Raw genomic sequence first — 17113 nt, forward strand, 5'->3', positions numbered from 1 at the left:
GAACCGACCTCATCAGGAGTCCACACCATGCTCAGCACCGCCGCCCGCGCCGCCGTCGTCACCACCCTGTCCGGGCTGGCGCTGGGGCTGGCCGCCCTCTCCTCGGCCGGCACGGCGAATGCCATCACCTCCCAGACCGATAGCGCGTTTCTCGACGAGATCGCCAAGGAGGGCATCGCCTACGACTCGGCCACCGACGTCATCGGCAACGCGCGCCAGGTGTGCTCGGAGCTGAAAGCCGGCGCGACCGGCACCGAGATCGGGATGGACATCCTCGCCGACACCGACCTGACCACCCGGCAGGCCGCCGCCTTCGTCGTCATGTCGATCGACTACTACTGCCCGCAGTACACCGACGCGTTCGCCTGAGAAACCCGCGAAGTATGTTCGGTCTCGACCGCAATGAAGCGAAAGGGACCACCATGCCGAATCGTGTTTTCGTCGTCGGCGTCGGAATGACGAAGTTCGAGAAGCCCGGACGGGTCGAAGGCTGGGACTATCCCGACATGGCCCGCGAGTCCGGCACCAAGGCGCTGGCCGATGCCGGCATCGACTACACCGAGGTGCAGCAGGGTTACGTCGGGTACTGCTCGGGGGACTCCACCTCGGGCCAACGCGCCCTCTACGAGCTCGGCATGACGGGCATCCCGATCGTCAACGTCAACAACAACTGTTCCACCGGTTCGACGGCGCTCTACCTTGCCGCACAGTCGATCCGCGGCGGACTGGCCGACTGCACCATCGCACTGGGCTTCGAGAAGATGCAGCCCGGCTCCCTGGGTGGCGGTGCACAGGACCGGGAATCCCCGCTTGGCCGGCACGTCAAGGCGCTGGCCGAGATCGACGAGTTCGGATTTCCGGTGGCGCCGTGGATGTTTGGCGCAGCAGGACGCGAGCACATGCGCAAGTACGGCAGCACCGCAGAGCATTTCGCGAAGATCGGCTACAAGAACCACAAGCACTCGGTGAACAACCCGTACGCGCAGTTCCAGGACGAGTACACCCTCGACGACATCCTGGCCGCGAAGATGATCTCCGACCCGCTGACCAAGTTGCAGTGCTCCCCCACCTCCGACGGGTCGGGTGCGGCCATCGTGGCCAGCGAGGCGTTCGTCGACGCGCACGGCCTGGCCGGCCAGGCCGTGGAGATCGTCGGGCAGGCGATGACCACCGATTTCGCCTCCACGTTCGACGGCAGCGCCGCCAACATCATCGGCTACGACATGAATGTGCAGGCCGCCCAACAGGTTTACGATCAGGCCGGCCTCGGCCCGGCCGACTTCCAGGTGATCGAGCTGCACGACTGCTTCTCGGCCAACGAGCTGCTGCTGTACGAGGCGCTGGGCCTGTGCGGTCCTGGTGAGGCGCCCGCCCTGATCGACAACGACGACACCACCTACGGCGGGCGGTGGGTGGTCAACCCGTCCGGGGGCCTGATCTCGAAGGGCCACCCGCTGGGCGCGACCGGTCTGGCGCAGTGCGCCGAGCTGACCTGGCAGCTGCGCGGCACCGCGGACATGCGCCAGGTCGACAACGTCAGCGCGGCCCTGCAGCACAACATCGGGCTCGGCGGCGCGGCGGTGGTCACCGCGTATCAGCGCGCCGAGCGCTGAACGGCGATTTGTGGAGCCGCACCCGTAACCATTACGGGTGCGGCTCCACAAATCACAGGATGATGACCTCGTAGACGCCGTCGGCGTGCCTGGCCCGGATGGTCTTCTTGTCGTACTTGCCGACGCTGGTGCGCGGGACCTGCTCGATGAACGTCCAGCGCTCGGGCAGCCACCACCGCACCACCTTGTCCGCCAGGAACTCTCGCAGCTCGGCGGCCTCGGCCGAGGCTCCTTCGTCCAGCACGATGACAGCCAGCGGACGTTCCTGCCAGCGCTCGTCGGGCACGCCCACCACGGCGGCCTCCAGCACGGCGGGATGCGCGATCAGATGGTTCTCCAGCTCCACCGAGGAGATCCATTCCCCGCCGGATTTGATGACATCCTTGGCCCGGTCGGTCAGCGTCACATAACCGTCCGAGTCGATCACGCCGACGTCACCGGTGCGCAGCCAGCCACTGTCGAACTTCTCGGCGTCGCGGCCCAGGTAGTAACCGCCGGTGATCCACGGCCCGCGGACCTCCAGCTCGCCAACGGCCTGGCCGTCGTCGGGCAGCCGGTTGCCCTCGTCGTCGACGATGCGGATCTCGACCCCGCACATCGGCCGGCCCTGGGTGGCCCGCATCTGCCAGTGCCGCTCCTCGGAGACCCCGGGCAGCGGCTTGGCGACGGTGGCCAGTGGCGAGGTCTCGGTCATCCCCCAGGCCTGCTGGATGTAGACGCCGTGGCGCTCCTGGAACGTCCGCATCAACGACAACGGCACGGCCGAGCCACCGCAGGCAACCAGTCGCAGAGACGAAATATCATGGCCGCCAGACTTTTCCAGGCAATGCATGACATCGTTCCAGATGGTCGGGACCGCGCCGGCCACCGTCGGGCGCCGCGATTCGATCAGCTCGATGAGTGAGGTCCCGTCCAGGAACCGGTCCGGCATGGCCAGGTCGGCACCGGCCATCAGCGCGGCGTAGGGCAGACCCCACGCGTTGGCGTGGAACATCGGCACGATGGGCAGCACCACGTCGCTGGAGCTGACGTCCAGCGCGTTGGCGGTGCACGCCGTCAGCGCGTGCAGATAACTCGAACGGTGGCTGTAGACAACACCTTTCGGATTGCCGGTGGTGCCGCTGGTGTAGCACATGGCGGCGGCGGAGTTCTCGTCGAGTTCGGGCCAGTCGAACTCGGTGAGCTGGCCGGCCAGCAGTTCGTCGTAACGCAGCACCGTCGGCCCGGTCAGCGCGCTGGTATCCCCGTCGCCGACGACGATGACGGTGTGCACGGTGGTCAGCTGCGGCAGCACCGGCGACAGCAGGGTGACCAGTGAGGCGTCGACGATGATGACCTGATCCTCGGCCTCGTTGGCGATATAGGCGATCTGCTCGGGCGCCAGCCGGATGTTCAGCGTGTGCAGCACCGCCCCCATCGCGGGTACGGCCAGGTACGCGACCAGATGCTCGGCGTTGTTCCACTGGAACGTGGCGACCCGCTGGTCACCGGTGATCCCCAGCCCGCGCAGGGCATTCGCGAGCCGGGCGGCCTGTTCGCCGACTTCACGGTAGGTGAGGCTGCGATGGCCCTGCCCGGTGGCGGTGGTGACGACGCGGTCCCCGTTGACGCCGCAGGCGTGACGCAGGATCGCGGTGATGGTCAGCGGCCAGTTCTGCATGGTGGAGTACACCGCCGCGATGGTAGCGCCAGCGCGGAGATCGCCTGCAACGAATCACCGCCGCCCGGCGATGTAGTTCACAGCAGGTGTTCAAGAATCCGACAGGGGGCGCGCGATGCGTCCATTACTTCTCGCCGCGGTGGCTGCACTGGCCGTGCTCCTCACCGCCGCACCGCCGGCCCGCGCCGACGAGTCGGCGCAGGAAACCATCGGTCGGCTGGAGTCCGAGGGTTACACCGTCAACGTCGACCGGGTCGGTAGCGCCCCGCTGGATCAGTGCGTCGTCACCAGCGTGCGCAACCCGCAGACCGTGACCCGGCTGATCAGGGTGGACAACGGCCGTAACGGCAAACACGACTACGACTACATCGAGGTGGTGGTCAGCCGGTCGATCTCGGTGTCGCTCGACTGCACCGCAAACCAGCAACATGGGCCATGATGGACAGATGCGAATGAGATGGGCCTTGGCCACGATCGCCGCGGCCACCGCAGCCGCGGCGGTCACCGTCCCTGCGGCTTGGGCCGAGGAGACGGCGCAGGAGACCATCAGCCGTCTGCAGTCCGAGGGCTACACGGTCAACATCGACCGCACCGGCACCCTGCCGCTGAGCCAATGCGTGGTGACCAACGTGCGCAACCCGAACACCGTCAAGCAGTGGGTGCCCTATGTGGGGCCCGGCACCGACGAGCGGGTGCTGGTGCAGCAGACCATCAGTCAGTCGATCTCGGTGACCTTGGACTGCAACCGGTCGATCTCGGGCAGCTAGACGCCGACCGACTCCAGCTGGCGGGCTTCGCGGGCATCGTTGAGGGCAACGGCCCCGAACGGCGAGTACATCGGCGCGGGCGGGGTCACCCGGAACGCGGTGATCCGGCCGTCCACGTCCGCGACGTAGAGCCGGTCCCCCTGCCCGCTGAGCGCCAGGGCGGTGGGCCGAGAGCCGACCGTGATGGTCTCCAGCACGTCGTTGGTGACTGTGCACAGCACCGCGACCTGGTCGTAGTCCACCACGTAGGCACGCGAGCCGTCGGCCGAGAGCGCCATCTGAATCGGCAGCGCGCCGGCCGCGACGGTGCCGGTGACGGTGAAGGCCGCCAGGTCCACCACGACGATGGCGCCGAGTGAGCTCAGATCAGAGGTCAGCACGTAGGCCGCGGTCTTGGTGAGCGCGAGATCGCGGATCGGGGCTCCGATCGACAGCGACTTGCGCACGGTGGCGGTCTCGGTGTCGATCATCAGCAGGCGGCTGCCCGTGATGGTCGTGACGGCGGCGTACAGCTCCCGCCCCGATGCGGACATCGCCAGCCCGTCGATCGAGGCGCCGATTCCGGCCGGGATGTCGATGGTGCCCACCCGCTCGGCAGTGGTGTCGACGACGGCGATGTCGACGTGGTCGGTGCCGGTGCGCGCGACGTAGGCACGCTTGCCGTCGCCGCTCACCTCGACGGCGGTGGCGGTGAAGGCCAGCGGGTAGCTGGCTACCACGGCGTTGGCCCTGGTGTCGACGACCACGACGGTGTCGACCTCGGCGGCGCTGGTGATCACGTAGGCGCGGTCCTCGGCGAGTGCGATGGCCGTGGGCTCACCGGCCACGTCGACCACGGCCGGGGCCGCGACGGTATCCGGGCGCACCACGGTGACCGACTCGTCGCCGAGGTTGGCCACGACGATGGTCCTGGAATCGGCGGCGACGTCGGCAATCGCGCCCCGCCCGATCTGCACCGACCCCGCATACGCGGTCCGGGATTCGGTCACGGCGGCGTCATTTGCGCGCACGAAAACACTTGCCATTTCTTCGACACCTCCGCCGGTATAACTGCACCGGCACTAGATTCAGTCGCGATGCGCCGAGGATGGCGCGTTCCCGATCGAGTCTAGCGACGCATCCGACAGGCAAACCCGGCATTGCGCGCCACCGTGCGTTGAGCTGCCGTCAACCTCTTATACACCGCACAGGAAACAATTCGTTATGCATTTGTGACCTCGTGGTAGCAACTCGTCACAAGGCTCTGAACTGGACGTACCGAGCACTGGCAATTCACCCGATGCGTGGTCGCCCCATCCGTCACATCACGGATTCTTACCTTGGCGGCACAAAGTGAGCGCCAGATCACAGTGCCCGGATCAGCAAACTTTCGGTCACATTGCGCCACTCCGCGTGTCGGCGAAGCAGTCCATCCACTTGAATTGACATTGCTGTCAAATTAGCTGGCGTGCCTCACGGCAAGAGTACGAACGACAGCCCTTTCTCGGCTTTCACCGTGCGCGCCGACCAGGTACCCGGACCGCGGCCGGGGCCGCCCATCTCGGTCAGCGTCAGATACGTGCCATCGGGCCGCTTCGACGTCGAGTCCACCCACGCGACATGACCCGCCGGCGGGGCATCGAGCCGGCCGCCCGGAATCACCACGATCGCCCGCGGCTGCGGATCGTCCACCACCGTCCAGCCCGCCGACCTGGCCGAACCGGCCAGATCCTGCGGTGTCGCGGTGACCGCCGGGTAGAACTGCTGGCCCGAAACGAAGAACCACTTCTCCAACGCCGCCCAGGCGTCCGTGCCGTTCTTGGCCGGGTTCGCCTGCGCCTTCCGCCCGGTGGCCCGCGCCGACGTCGGCCGCGACGATTCGGTGGCGCACGGCGGGACGATCGGATCATTGGAGCCGGTGTCGAGCATTGCGTCGGTGACGTAACCCCCGCTGTCCAGACGGTTCCACAGATCCGTGCGCAGCTGATACGGCCCGCCGACGAATACCGTGCCGCGGGCATAACAGGTGATGACCACCTGCGAATGATTGGCGACGGTGCCGATTTTCTGGCTCGCCGTCGACGGTGCCGACCGGATGTTGAGATCGAAGCTGCCGGTGTTGACGGTGACGGCGCGGGCGTCGGCCGCCGATTCCGGCGCCGCACCAGCGGTCGCCAGCACCACGGCGCCGGATGCCCCCGAGACAACGGCCGAGACAAGGGCCGAGACAAGGGCCGAGACGACACCCGAAACAACACCGAAAACCGTCAGCGAGGTCAGCCCAATGCGCGTTCTGGTCGAACTCACGGCAATCCCTTCGGACACAATTCGCAGAATCATAATTCTCGAATTGGCCATTTGCTGCCGCCTGACGAATTCTTTGCCAAGCCGTGATTTTCGATTAGTCACTCAGGCGATGCGCGGGACCGCGGCGCTCAGCGCCACTGATAACGCGTCTTGGGCCGCCCGGCCTTCCCGTAATCGGTGCTGCGGGTGACGGTGCCGTCGTCGGCGAGGCGCTCCAGGTATCGCCATGCCGTCACCCGGGAGACACCGACCTGAGCGGCGACCTCGTCGGCCGTCAGGCCACCCGGGCTGTCCCGCACCACCCGCGCGATCTCGTCCGTGGTGTGTGGTGCGACGCCTTTGGGCGTGACCGCTTTGTCGGTGGCCACCCGCAATTCCGTGAAGGCGCGGTCAACCTCGGCCTGACTGGCCGCCTCGGTACCGGCAGGCAGCGCGTTGCGGTAGCGGCGATATCGCTCCATCCGATCCCGGAAGGCGGCAAAGGTGAACGGCTTGAGCAGATAGGCCAGCGCCCCGTGCGCGACCGCGGCACGGACCATCTCCAGATCCCGCTCGGAGGTGATCGCGATGATGTCCGGCGCCGGCGCCAGCCCCGACAGCCCCGATGCCAGTGCGATACCGCTGGCATCGGGCAGACCGAGGTCGAGCAGCACCAGATCGACAGGCGGTTGCGCCTCCGCCGCGACCCGCATCGCGTCACGAGCGGTGTGCACCACCGCGACCACCGAAAACCCGTCGACCCGGCCGAGATACGCCTGGTGCGCCTCGGCGATCAGTGGTTCGTCCTCGACGATCAGCACCCGGATCGCGCTCATGGGACGGGCACCGTCACGGTGACCACCGAGCCATACGACAGCTCGGCGGCCACCGTGCCGCCGTGCCGGTTGACCACCTGAGCCACCAGCGCCAGGCCCAAACCGTGCCCCGCCGCATCGGTCTTGGTCGAATACCCACGCCGCAACGCCCGCTCGAACGTCGCCGGGTCCATGCCGGGGCCGCTGTCGGCCACCTTGATCATCAGCGCCTGGTCGTCCTGGTTCACCGTGACCTCGACCCACGGCTCGTCCCGATCGCAGGCATCGAGCGCATTGTCGATGAGGTTGCCCAGCACGGTGACGATCTCCTGGCCCGTCAACGGGATATCGGCGGACAACTGGGTGTCCTCGGTGACGGTCAGGGTGATGCCGCGTTCATCGGCCTGCGCCGCCTTCCCCAACAACAGCGCCACCAGGGCGGGTTCGCGCACCGACTGCGACAACCGGTCGACCAGCCGCTGCGACAGTTCCAATTCGTCGGTGGCGAACCGCACCGCGTCCTCGGGGCGACCCATTTCCACCATGGTGATGACGGTGTGCAGTTTGTTCGCCTGTTCGTGCGCCTGCGCGCGTAACGAATCGGTGAGCACCTTCAGGGCGCTCAGTTCCCCCAGCGCATCCTGTAACTCGGTGCGGTCGCGGATGGTCACCACCTCCGACCCTGCCGCCCGGCCCCGGTCACCGCGTTGGTCCGCCACCGATGCCCGGTTGACCACCAGCACCCGCTCCTCGGTGACCTGCAGCTCGTCGCGCACGCCCGGATCCTGGCTGCGCAGGAACTCGGGCAGGTCGGCACGCGTCACCGGCCCCTCCGGCAGTCCCAGCAGCCGGCGCGCCTCGTCGTTGACCAGCGCCACGCCGTCACCATCGAGCACGATCAGCCCCTCCGACACCGAATGCAGGACGGCGTCATGATGGTCATACATCACCCGCAGCTCGTCCGGCCGCAGGCCGTGGGTCTGGCGCAGCAACCGGCGCCGGATCGCCCAGGCTCCCGTCAAGGAGATGGCCAGCGCCGCCACGGTGACCGCCGCGATGGTGGTGATCTGCGATCGCCAGCGCTGGGCCAGGGTCTGGCGGGTGATACCCGCCGACACCAGCCCCACGATCCGGCCGTCGGCCGCGCGCACCGGGGCGACGGCCCGGATCGACGGGCCCAATGTTCCGGTGTAGACCTCGGTGAACGTCTGACCGCGCAGCGCGGGCTCCAGGGTGCCCAGGTAGTGCCCGCCGATCTGCGAGGGATCGGTGTGGGTGAACCGGATGCCGTCGGGCGCCATGATGGTGATGAAGGCAATGCCGGTGGCCTTGCGCACCGCCTCGGTCACCGGCTGCAACGAGCTTGTCGCCGAACCCGATTCGATGGCCTGCGCGGTCGACTGGGAATCAGCCAGCGCCGTCGCGATGCCGATCACCTGCTGGCGTGCCGCGTCGTCGCCGTCCCGGCGCGCGTCCAGCAGGGCCAGGCCGGTGCCGGCGAGCACCACCAGCACCACCACGACGATCTGCAGCGCGATCGCCTGACCCGCCAGCGACCACCGCGACGTGGCCGGCCACCACCTGCGCACCGACACCCCCATACTGAACGAAATGAACTAAAACGTGACCGGGATCACGCACTCGCCGACCATCCTTACATGACCTCCACCACGGACACGCCCGCGAAGAAGCGGGACCGCACGCACTGGCTTTATATCGCCGTCATCGCCGCCGTCGTCATCGGCGTCGCTGTCGGCCTGCTCGCCCCGTCGATCGGCAAGGACGTCGGCGTCCTTGGCACCATGTTCGTCAGCCTGATCAAGATGATGATCGCGCCGGTCATCTTCTGCACCATCGTGTTGGGCATCGGGTCGGTCCGCAAAGCCGCCACGGTCGGCCGCGTCGGCGGGCTGGCTTTCGTCTACTTCCTGATCATGTCGACCATCGCGCTGGGCATCGGTCTGGTGGTGGGCAACCTGCTCAAGCCGGGTTCGGGAATGCACCTGTCGGAGAAGGCGGCCGGTCAAGGCGCCGCGCTCGCCGAGAAGGCGCATGAGGCCGGCGGCCTGATGGACTTCGTCACCCACATCATCCCGACCACCCTGCTGTCCTCGCTGACGGAGGGAAATGTGTTGCAGGCGTTGTTCGTTGCCTTGCTCGTCGGGTTCGCGCTGCAGGCGATGGGCACCGCCGGTGAGCCCATCCTGCGCGGTGTCGAGCATCTGCAGAAGCTGGTGTTCAAGGTGCTCACCATGATCCTGTGGCTGGCACCCATCGGCGCATTCGGCGCTATCGCCAACGTGGTGGCCCAGACCGGCTGGAGCGCGGTCACCCAGCTGCTGGCCCTGATGCTGGGCTTCTACCTGACCTGCATCGTGTTCGTGTTCGGCGTGCTGGGCGTGCTGATGCGCGCGGTGTCCGGGGTGTCGATCTTCAAACTGGTGCGCTACCTGGCCCGCGAATATCTGCTGATCTTCTCGACTTCGTCGTCGGAATCCGCGCTGCCGCGGTTGATCGCCAAGATGGAGCACCTGGGCGTGGACCGCAGCACCGTCGGCGTCGTGGTGCCCACCGGGTACTCGTTCAACCTGGACGGCACGGCGATCTACCTGACCATGGCCTCGTTGTTCATCGCCGATGCGATGGGGCACCCGCTGTCACTGGGCGAGCAGCTGTCGCTGTTGGTGTTCATGATCGTCGCCTCCAAGGGCGCCGCCGGGGTCAGTGGCGCCGGGATGGCCACGCTGGCAGGCGGACTGCAGAGCCACCGGCCCGATCTGCTCGACGGGGTCGGCCTGATCGTCGGTATCGACCGCTTCATGTCCGAAGCACGCGCGGTCACCAACTTCTCCGGCAACGCCGTCGCCACCGTCCTGGTCGGGTCGTGGACCAAGACCATCGATCGGGCCAGGGTCGACGCGGTGCTGCGCGGTGACGTCCCGTTCGACGAGCTGACCATGGTCGACAGCGACCACGGCGGACGCACCGAAGAACCGGCATCGGCGCGCGTCCCGGTGCCGGCGTAGGGTGCGCACGAAAGGCCCGGCCGGAGCTACTCCGGCCGGGTTTTTCGTTGTGGGTGAACCATTTCCGGACGGACACCGTGTCATGGGTATGCGTACTGTGTTGATCGCCCTGTTCGTCATACCGGCGGCGGCGCTGTCGACCGCAGGCCCGGCTCGGGCGGAGTCGGCGGTGGCCACCATCGGAACGCTGCAATCGCAGGGTTTTCACGTCAACGTCGACCGGGTGGGGAGTGCTCCACTGGACCAGTGCGTGGTCACCAGCGTCCGAAATCCGCAATCAGAAACGAGACTCGTCCAAGTGGAGCGGCGCGGTGATCGCGACGTATTCGTCCCGATCGTGGTGCGGCGCACCATCACGGTGTCCCTGGACTGCTCCAGGTAACCCCTTGTCTTATCGCCCCTTGTCGTGGCGCCGATGTGGGACCATCGGCAGATGAACCCAGAGGATGATCCCGAGGCCCGAATCCGGGCTCTGGAGCAACCGCTCAGCGATATGGCCAGGGCATCCGAACTGGGAGCCGACCACCGGACCGGCATGGGTTACCCGCCGCCGGTAGCGCAGTGGCCCTACCCCGCCAACGCATATCCGGTCGGATACCCGCCTGCGCCACCGTTGCGTTCGGGCCTGCGGCCCTGGATGCTGATTGTCCCGATCATGCTGGTGTTTCTGGCGGCGGTCGGCGGCGCGGGCTGGGTGATGTACCGGAATGCCGCGTCCATCCCCGGCATCCCCAGCATCTCCGGTGGCGGTGGCATCCTCACCGAGACCCCGTCGAGCCGCGGATCCGCCGTGACGCAGGCGCCGGGCGTCCCGCCGCAGGACGTCCCGCCGCAGGACATCCCGCAGCCGGGCAGCACCGTGAGCGTCTCGGGTATCGGCGCGGTCAAGTCGATGACGTGCGATCAGAATGTGGTGGTGGTCAGCGGGGCCAACAACCGGGTCACCATCACCGGGCACTGCACCAGCCTGACGGTGTCCGGCTTCGAGAACAACGTCACCGTGGACACCGCCGACACCATCACCGCCGCCGGATTCGACAATCACATCGCGTTCCGCTCGGGTGACCCGGCGATCACCAAGTCCGGCGAAGGCAACGTGGTCGAACACGGTTAGGTCTGCGGTAACACCCTGAGCCGCAATGCCGCCGCGGTTGCGGGCCCGACGATGCCGTCGACCGCCAGCCCGGGTGTGCGGCGCTGGAATTCGCGCACGGCGGCTTCGGTCTGCGGACCGAAGATGCCGTCGATCACCAGATCGCCGGCATACGACGCGTAGGCGTACTTGAGCCGTCGCTGCAATTCGGCGACCTGCGGTCCCTGCGATCCGGCGAACAACAGGATGCCGGTGTACTCGCCCACCGGCACCGGTGGGCGGCGGTCGGCGGCGGGGTTGGTCAACTCACCGATGCGGACTCCGATATCGCGGCGCAGCACGGCCATATCGATGGCACCCGGATCCCACTTGCCTTGGGCGTATCCCGCGTACTCCTTATGCCCGATGGTCCGCGACGATGTCTGACCCAACCTGCGGTTGATCGCCGCACAGCACCCGACGAGCGCGAAATATTGGGCATCCGGCCAATTCTGGCGATGCGGCGCGAGCGGGCTGGTGCCGCTGTTGGCGCATTCGATCCCGATCAGATGCCAGTTGCCCATGTTCGCGGGCACCCATGGATACATCCCGACACCGGCATGCCACGCCACACCCAGCGCCACCACCGTCACCGTTCCATCCCTGGCGATGTGGAGTTGCGACAACGGCCCGGCCAGGTCTGGTCGGCCGACGGCGATCGACGCCGCCGTCGCCGTATCCGAACCGGTGTGATGCACCATCACTCCGCGGATGTCCTCGAAGGCACCGTGGCCTCGATCCCGCCAGCCCGGATACTCGACCACGTCCAGGCCCTCGGCTCGCAACACATCGGCCAGCCAGACCGGATTCCCCGTCCAGGGTCGCCTTGACGGCACCGCGTTGCCTCCCCACCTCGATCGCTACCGGCCGCCTACCGGTGCTCTCCACCCGATCTCCACCGAACCTCCAAGCGGCACCACGCCCCGCGCCGACAGGATGGATACCAGTCAACCTACCCCGGCGGCATGGATCAATACGGATCAATACGCCTACTCGCACAAGGAGTCTCACCATGAGAAGCATCATCGCCAAGCGTTTCGCCGCCACCACGGCCGCCATCGCGGCGCCGCTCGGGACCGCGTTGATGCTCGGCGCGTGGACGGCCCCGGCGGCGTCCGCGGCCGGAGAGTCCGCGGTGGTCACCATCGGCCTGTTGGAGGCGCAAGGTTCCGACGTGAAGATCGACCGGGTGGGCTCTGCGCCCCTGGATCAGTGCGTGGTGACCGGCGTGCGGAATCCGCACGAGCGCACCGAGTTCGTCCGTGTCGGTGGCCGCGAGCACCGGGATGTCATTCCGGTGGTCGTGAGTCGCACCGTGTCGGTGTCATTGGACTGCTCCCGTTGAGTTGCGGTCGGCCCCAACGCGCCACATGGGCGGCACCCGGAGGTGCCGCCCATGTGGATATCGCTGTCGGCCTAGCCGTTTCCGCTGAGGAACTTCCCGATGTTCTTCACGAGATTGCCGCCGAACTGGCCGGCATTCTTGCTCAGGTTGCCACCGGTCTTACCGATATTCGTCGACAGGTTCGTGGTGAACTTTCCACTGTTGACGAGCAGGTTGGTGCCGGTCTTGCCCAGCTGTTGCTGCGCGTTGGATCCGACCTTTCCAGCGTTCACCAACAGATTGCTGCCGAACACACCCAGGTTGTGCGACAGGTTGGACCCGAACTCCCCGATCGTCTGGTTCGGGGTCGCCATGTTGCCCGTACTGGTGACGACGTTCTGTTGCGAATCGGCGAATGCCGATCCCGCACCAGCCACACTCCCACCGATTGCGAGGGCCGTCGCCGTACCGGTCACCGCGATGACCCGCACCCATTTCCGGCTTTCCGACCCCACCTTGTGATCCATGATTGCTCTCCCTCCAGCAAATCCCAACCGAGCCCGCCTAAGCTAGCACGTGGTCTGTGATGCAAACCACGATTGAAGTAGCCCCAGAGCGGAATATCCAAACCTTACGCGGCGGAAAAATATTTGCCTGCAAGCGGCGGGGGATTTGGCAATCGGCGGCGCACTGCGCTGCGTGCACGGGTCAGGCCGACGATGATACGCCCCCTGAGCAGCCAGCAAGTTTTTACGTCCTCGACAAATTTGGGTCTACCAGCTCCGATTCAGTACCGGCGGTACCGCAGCTTCGTCGGGCCCTGAACACCCGTCGCCCGCGCACCGTCGAGTCGGCACGTTAGCTGTGTTTGTGGCAAATCAATGGCCGCCCGGACTCCGGATCGGCCACCGTTCCGACGTCGGAAGAAAATCGTCGCGCGACACGCCAGCAAAGAGCTGACGGAAGGCCGGCAACGGCCCCAGACAGACCAGCGGCCCGCTCGCGACGGCGAGCGGGCCGGTGGTCGTCGGGGGTGAAGCTTGCAGAATCAGCCGCCGAGAGCGGATCCGATCGACTTGACCGCGTTACTGGCCGCCGACCCGAGCTGCTGCTGGGCGCTGCTACCGGCCGCCCCCAGCTGCTGCTGGGCGCTGCTACCGGCCGCCCCCAATTGCTGCTGGGCATCGCTGGCCGCGGTGCCGCCGCTCTTCAACAGGTTCGTTCCGACAGTCCCGAGGTTGACCTGAGCGTCCGAGCCCACGGTGCCGCTGTTCTTCAACAGGTTCGTCCCCACGGTCCCGCCGTTGACGAGCACATTGGTCCCGAACTGCCCAAGCCGCTGCGACAGCGGGGTGGTCTTGTTGCCGATCTGGGTCAGCACATTTTGCTGAGAATCAGCAGCCGCAGTCCCGGCCGCGGCAGTGGCAATGCCCATCGCGGCAGCCAGGCCGCCACCGGCGATCGCCACCGTCGCGATCATCTTGCGCCCCAAACCCTGACGTCGTTCCATCTCCGTCTCCTTCCAGCAAACTACTTTGTTGGCGAATGGAAGTTACCACAGCCATCGGTGATCGATCCATACCCCGTGACCATCTTGCGATAAACCTCTATCCGCGTGGACCGCCCAAGATTAGCTTTCAACGCCCTTCCGCCCGGCAAAGCCAGCCGGATCGACGCACCGTGACAACTCTGTGGCGACCGATAAGGCCAGTTCAAAGCGCCGCAATAGGCCTAGCGACGACCTCCGCCAGGGTCTCGACCAACACGCGGACATCAGCCCACAGCGTCGTTGCCAGCCGAGAAGGCCAAGCCCGCCCAGCCCTGCGACACCACCCGAAAGTGCAATATCGCCACAGTGTTGCTACGTGTTACACACAGCTAATTGATAGTGATCAGCGAACCCGCCACCCGGGTGCGCCAGGTGAGTACGGCAGGGCCGCCGCGGCCCACGCGCGGCGCAAACCGGCGTCAAAGCCGGTAAATCAGACCTCAGCGTTGCTGAGTGAGCGAGACCTTTGTCCCGACAAACGGCGTCCAGGTGATCGAGCCACGCTCGAATGTCACCTTGGTGCTGGCGCCCGACCATCGCTCATCGGAGGTCGCCAAACCCAACTCGGGAACCCACGCCTTGACGAATTCCCTACTGGCCCAATGCGCTCCGGTGGCCGGCGAGTACCAGATCCGGACGGGAGTGCTGCCGGTGAAGTCCTGGTAACCGTTCGCGAACGCCGACGTGGGCGTCACCCGTCGGGCGCGAGCCATATCACCGACCGGCCCAGGCGAGGCGACGAACTGTCCCGGGGCCAGCTCCCACAACATGCCACCGGTACGCAGTTGCGCCGCGACCTTCGAGGTCGCCGCGAAGACCGGGCTGAGCACTTCACCGAGCGACGGATCCGTATTCGCCGCGAACCGCTGGTAGGCGGCGCCGGGCACCGGCGGGGCTGCCACCACCTGAGCCGACTGCTTGGGCGTCCAGTTCGAGCGATACACCCCGAAGCGGTCGTCGTCGGCCCAGCTCGAGCTGTTCAGATCGCGTGTGGTGTAGAGCATCAGCGGGCCGCCGTAGGGCAGTTGCCGCCAACTGCTGATCATGTCCGACATCAGCGCCGCCTGGGTCGCCTCGGACACCCTGTTGGTGGGCGCGCCGAACTCGGTGATCCAGATCGTCTTAGCGCCTTCACTATTGGCGAGCATGGTCTGCCGCAGCCGCACCAGCTGATCGAGCGGGGAATCGCTTTGGTACATCCCGTCGGAGAACTTCATGCTGTAGCTGTATGGGTGGTACGACAGCGCATCGAAGTACGGCGCGGCCCCGGCGGCATACATCTTCGACAGAAAGGTGACCGGGTTGATCGTGAGGGCGCCCCAGGTCTTTCCCGAACCGAGCACCCCGCCCAGCACGGTGACCGACGGATCGACCGCCTTGATTCGGGGGTACGCCGCCTTGAGAAGCTCGGTATATCCGGCCGGATCCGGAAACGGCCGGTAGCCGATGATGCCATTGGGTTCGTTCCAGATCTCGTACGCCGCGATCTTTCCCTTGTATCGCTGGGCTACCTGCGCGGTGAACGCTCCGTAGGCATCCGGTGAGGCCGGCCGGCCATGTGGCGGTAGGGCCCCGGCCGCCGCCGCCCACAACGGGCTCGACGTGATGGCACAGATGATCGATATGTTCGCCGCGGCCGCCGCGGTCACTACCCGGTCGGCGCGCGACCAATCGAAGCTTCCCCTGCTGGCCTCGACACCGGCCCACGGGATGCCGATTCGAACGGTGCGGATATTGCTCGCAACCCAGCGCTGAACCGTTTGCGCAATCTGGTCGTCGTTGTAGAAGAAGACCTGTGAGTCGGCGAAGCCCAAGGTGGACGCCGACACGGCCAACGGGGTGACGCGGTCGGATTCCACCGGGCGGTGCCGTTGCGACGTGGGGACCAGCGCCAGCGTCGCCACCGTCAGTATCGAAACGGTGATCGACGCTGCGGCCCGAGAGTATTTACGGGCAGGGTTGATCATCCTCCGACGCACGCACACCCAATCTCTCTGACCCCCTGCCGGCCCAGACGTCATTCTCACGTACAGACCATTGCCAGCCCGCAATCCAATTCGGCGTGTCGAGTAATCGATGGCACTGCGTAATACGCGGTATTGGCCATTACGGGCAAAGTTTCATTCCGCAGTCATCAACCCTCGTACGCAGGGACGAGTACCACAGCGTCGGTGCGAGAATGGCACCATGGCCGCCGACTCGACCGACTACCCGCGCAACGCAGCTGACCGAGGCCGAGTCGAGCCCGTGCCGCGCCGGGTCCGCGGCTACTGCAACGGAACCGTCGTCTTCGACACCACGGCGGCCCGCTACGTGTGGGAATTGCCGTATTACCCCCAGTACTACATTCCGCTGGCCGATGTTCGCACCGAACACCTGGTGGACGAGGATCATCCGCAACGCAGCCAGTTCGGCCCCTTCCGGCTGCATTCGGTGGTGGCCGGCGAGGTCACCGTCGCGTCGGCGGCGCGGGTCTTCGACGCCGACGGCGACGGCCTGCTGCCGGGGTACGTGCGCTTCGAGTGGACCAGCCTGCAGTGGTTCGAGGAAGACGAACGCATCGTCGGGCATCCGCGTAATCCATATACCCGAGTCGATGCCCTGCGCTCGCACCGCCACGTCGTCGTCGAGTTGGACGGCGTGGTGCTCGCCGAATCCCACAGTCCAGTGCTGTTGTTCGAAACCGGCCTACCGACAAGGTATTACCTAGACCGCACCGATGTCCGCTTCGAGCATCTGGTGCCCAGCGAAACACAGACGCTGTGTCCCTACAAGGGCACCACCACCGGTTACTGGTCGGTGCGTACCGCCGACACCGTTCACCCGGATCTCGCCTGGGTGTACGACTACCCACTGCCCGCGGTGAGCGCCATCAGCGGCCTGGTCGCGTTCTACAACGAGAAGGTCGACATCACCGTCGACGGCGCGCGGTTACCGCGCCCGGCAACGCATTTCAGCTGAC

General features: G+C 66.4%; 18 protein-coding genes. 9 read left to right on the plus strand and 9 right to left on the minus strand.

Features of this window, described 5'->3' with window-relative positions:
- Positions 1-27 precede the first annotated feature (27 nt).
- Both SBI67_RS00320 and SBI67_RS00325 read left to right on the plus strand, forming a co-directional pair.
- The gene (locus SBI67_RS00320) at positions 28-369 is read left to right on the plus strand and encodes a DUF732 domain-containing protein (protein ID WP_318978664.1); all 342 of its coding nucleotides are present in this window, start codon (positions 28-30) and stop codon (positions 367-369) included.
- Between the two features lie 53 nt (positions 370-422).
- Positions 423-1613, plus strand: a complete 1191-nt coding sequence (locus tag SBI67_RS00325) for a lipid-transfer protein (protein WP_318978665.1) — start codon at positions 423-425, stop codon at positions 1611-1613.
- Positions 1614-1665: 52 nt separating this feature from the next.
- Here SBI67_RS00325 and SBI67_RS00330 read toward each other — a convergent pair whose 3' ends face one another.
- Positions 1666-3285 (minus strand): fatty acid--CoA ligase, encoded by a 1620-nt coding sequence (locus SBI67_RS00330; RefSeq protein WP_318978666.1) that lies wholly within the window; start codon positions 3283-3285, stop codon positions 1666-1668.
- Positions 3286-3388: 103 nt separating this feature from the next.
- Between SBI67_RS00330 and SBI67_RS00335 the strand changes: the two genes are divergently transcribed.
- Both SBI67_RS00335 and SBI67_RS00340 read left to right on the plus strand, forming a co-directional pair.
- Positions 3389-3712, plus strand: coding sequence for a hypothetical protein (locus SBI67_RS00335; RefSeq protein WP_318978667.1), 324 nt, complete (start codon positions 3389-3391; stop codon positions 3710-3712).
- A gap of 7 nt (positions 3713-3719) precedes the next feature.
- Complete coding sequence (locus SBI67_RS00340) at positions 3720-4040, plus strand: hypothetical protein (RefSeq protein WP_318978668.1); 321 nt, start codon at positions 3720-3722, stop codon at positions 4038-4040.
- On the opposite strand, the gene SBI67_RS00345 is transcribed toward SBI67_RS00340, so the two are convergent.
- The 4 genes from SBI67_RS00345 to SBI67_RS00360 all read right to left on the minus strand — a co-directional run bounded on the left by SBI67_RS00345 (position 4037) and on the right by SBI67_RS00360 (position 8715).
- Complete coding sequence (locus SBI67_RS00345) at positions 4037-5029, minus strand: MmpL3/TtfA transport complex stabilizer (protein ID WP_318978669.1); 993 nt, start codon at positions 5027-5029, stop codon at positions 4037-4039. The genes SBI67_RS00340 and SBI67_RS00345 overlap by 4 nt on opposite strands.
- A gap of 463 nt (positions 5030-5492) precedes the next feature.
- Positions 5493-6326, minus strand: coding sequence for an amidase (locus tag SBI67_RS00350; protein WP_318978670.1), 834 nt, complete (start codon positions 6324-6326; stop codon positions 5493-5495).
- A 128-nt stretch (positions 6327-6454) separates the two neighbouring features.
- On the minus strand, positions 6455-7141 hold the full coding sequence (locus SBI67_RS00355) for a response regulator (protein WP_318978671.1): 687 nt from the start codon (positions 7139-7141) through the stop codon (positions 6455-6457).
- Positions 7138-8715, minus strand: coding sequence for a sensor histidine kinase (locus SBI67_RS00360; protein WP_318978672.1), 1578 nt, complete (start codon positions 8713-8715; stop codon positions 7138-7140). Before SBI67_RS00360 ends, SBI67_RS00355 begins: the two co-directional genes overlap by 4 nt.
- A gap of 63 nt (positions 8716-8778) precedes the next feature.
- Here SBI67_RS00360 and SBI67_RS00365 point away from each other — a divergent pair, with 63 nt between their 5' ends.
- The 3 genes from SBI67_RS00365 to SBI67_RS00375 all read left to right on the plus strand — a co-directional run bounded on the left by SBI67_RS00365 (position 8779) and on the right by SBI67_RS00375 (position 11260).
- Positions 8779-10146 (plus strand): cation:dicarboxylate symporter family transporter, encoded by a 1368-nt coding sequence (locus SBI67_RS00365; RefSeq protein ID WP_318978673.1) that lies wholly within the window; start codon positions 8779-8781, stop codon positions 10144-10146.
- A gap of 88 nt (positions 10147-10234) precedes the next feature.
- The gene (locus SBI67_RS00370) at positions 10235-10528 is read left to right on the plus strand and encodes a hypothetical protein (RefSeq protein ID WP_318979526.1); all 294 of its coding nucleotides are present in this window, start codon (positions 10235-10237) and stop codon (positions 10526-10528) included.
- A gap of 51 nt (positions 10529-10579) precedes the next feature.
- Positions 10580-11260 (plus strand): DUF3060 domain-containing protein, encoded by a 681-nt coding sequence (locus SBI67_RS00375; protein ID WP_318978674.1) that lies wholly within the window; start codon positions 10580-10582, stop codon positions 11258-11260.
- Here the strand turns inward: SBI67_RS00375 and SBI67_RS00380 are convergent.
- The gene (locus tag SBI67_RS00380; RefSeq protein WP_318978675.1) at positions 11257-12114 is read right to left on the minus strand and encodes a peptidoglycan recognition protein family protein; all 858 of its coding nucleotides are present in this window, start codon (positions 12112-12114) and stop codon (positions 11257-11259) included. The genes SBI67_RS00375 and SBI67_RS00380 overlap by 4 nt on opposite strands.
- Positions 12115-12290: 176 nt before the next feature.
- Here SBI67_RS00380 and SBI67_RS00385 point away from each other — a divergent pair, with 176 nt between their 5' ends.
- Positions 12291-12623: a hypothetical protein gene (locus tag SBI67_RS00385; protein ID WP_413232380.1), complete on the plus strand. Its 333-nt coding sequence runs from the start codon at positions 12291-12293 to the stop codon at positions 12621-12623.
- 71 nt (positions 12624-12694) lie between these two features.
- Here the strand turns inward: SBI67_RS00385 and SBI67_RS00390 are convergent, their stop codons facing one another.
- The 3 genes from SBI67_RS00390 to SBI67_RS00400 all read right to left on the minus strand — a co-directional run bounded on the left by SBI67_RS00390 (position 12695) and on the right by SBI67_RS00400 (position 16055).
- On the minus strand, positions 12695-13129 hold the full coding sequence (locus SBI67_RS00390) for a hypothetical protein (protein WP_318978676.1): 435 nt from the start codon (positions 13127-13129) through the stop codon (positions 12695-12697).
- Between the two features lie 521 nt (positions 13130-13650).
- Complete coding sequence (locus SBI67_RS00395) at positions 13651-14112, minus strand: hypothetical protein (protein WP_318978677.1); 462 nt, start codon at positions 14110-14112, stop codon at positions 13651-13653.
- A 479-nt stretch (positions 14113-14591) separates the two neighbouring features.
- Positions 14592-16055 carry a cellulase family glycosylhydrolase gene (locus SBI67_RS00400; RefSeq protein ID WP_318978678.1) on the minus strand — a complete coding sequence of 488 codons (1464 nt, stop codon included), beginning with the start codon at positions 16053-16055 and terminating at the stop codon, positions 14592-14594.
- Positions 16056-16338: 283 nt separating this feature from the next.
- On the opposite strand from SBI67_RS00400, the gene SBI67_RS00405 reads away from it, so the two are divergent.
- Positions 16339-17112, plus strand: a complete 774-nt coding sequence (locus SBI67_RS00405; protein WP_318978679.1) for a DUF427 domain-containing protein — start codon at positions 16339-16341, stop codon at positions 17110-17112.
- Position 17113 lies beyond the last annotated feature (1 nt).

It is taken from the genome of Mycolicibacterium chengduense, from assembly GCF_033741155.1.
Classification (GTDB): domain Bacteria; phylum Actinomycetota; class Actinomycetes; order Mycobacteriales; family Mycobacteriaceae; genus Mycobacterium.

Excerpts from the sequence above, each read along its gene's own strand:
- SBI67_RS00340 (WP_318978668.1), top strand. The coding sequence starts at position 3,720 with ATGCGAATGAGATGGGCCTTGGCCACGATCGCCGCGGCCACCGCAGCC.
- SBI67_RS00355 (WP_318978671.1), bottom strand. The coding sequence starts at position 7,141 with ATGAGCGCGATCCGGGTGCTGATCGTCGAGGACGAACCACTGATCGCC.
- SBI67_RS00390 (WP_318978676.1), bottom strand. The coding sequence starts at position 13,129 with ATGGATCACAAGGTGGGGTCGGAAAGCCGGAAATGGGTGCGGGTCATC.
- SBI67_RS00365 (WP_318978673.1), top strand. The coding sequence starts at position 8,779 with ATGACCTCCACCACGGACACGCCCGCGAAGAAGCGGGACCGCACGCAC.
- SBI67_RS00385 (WP_413232380.1), top strand. The coding sequence starts at position 12,291 with ATGAGAAGCATCATCGCCAAGCGTTTCGCCGCCACCACGGCCGCCATC.
- SBI67_RS00395 (WP_318978677.1), bottom strand. The coding sequence starts at position 14,112 with ATGGAACGACGTCAGGGTTTGGGGCGCAAGATGATCGCGACGGTGGCG.
- SBI67_RS00405 (WP_318978679.1), top strand. The coding sequence starts at position 16,339 with ATGGCCGCCGACTCGACCGACTACCCGCGCAACGCAGCTGACCGAGGC.
- SBI67_RS00325 (WP_318978665.1), top strand. The coding sequence starts at position 423 with ATGCCGAATCGTGTTTTCGTCGTCGGCGTCGGAATGACGAAGTTCGAG.
- SBI67_RS00335 (WP_318978667.1), top strand. The coding sequence starts at position 3,389 with ATGCGTCCATTACTTCTCGCCGCGGTGGCTGCACTGGCCGTGCTCCTC.
- SBI67_RS00320 (WP_318978664.1), top strand. The coding sequence starts at position 28 with ATGCTCAGCACCGCCGCCCGCGCCGCCGTCGTCACCACCCTGTCCGGG.
- SBI67_RS00375 (WP_318978674.1), top strand. The coding sequence starts at position 10,580 with ATGAACCCAGAGGATGATCCCGAGGCCCGAATCCGGGCTCTGGAGCAA.
- SBI67_RS00370 (WP_318979526.1), top strand. The coding sequence starts at position 10,235 with ATGCGTACTGTGTTGATCGCCCTGTTCGTCATACCGGCGGCGGCGCTG.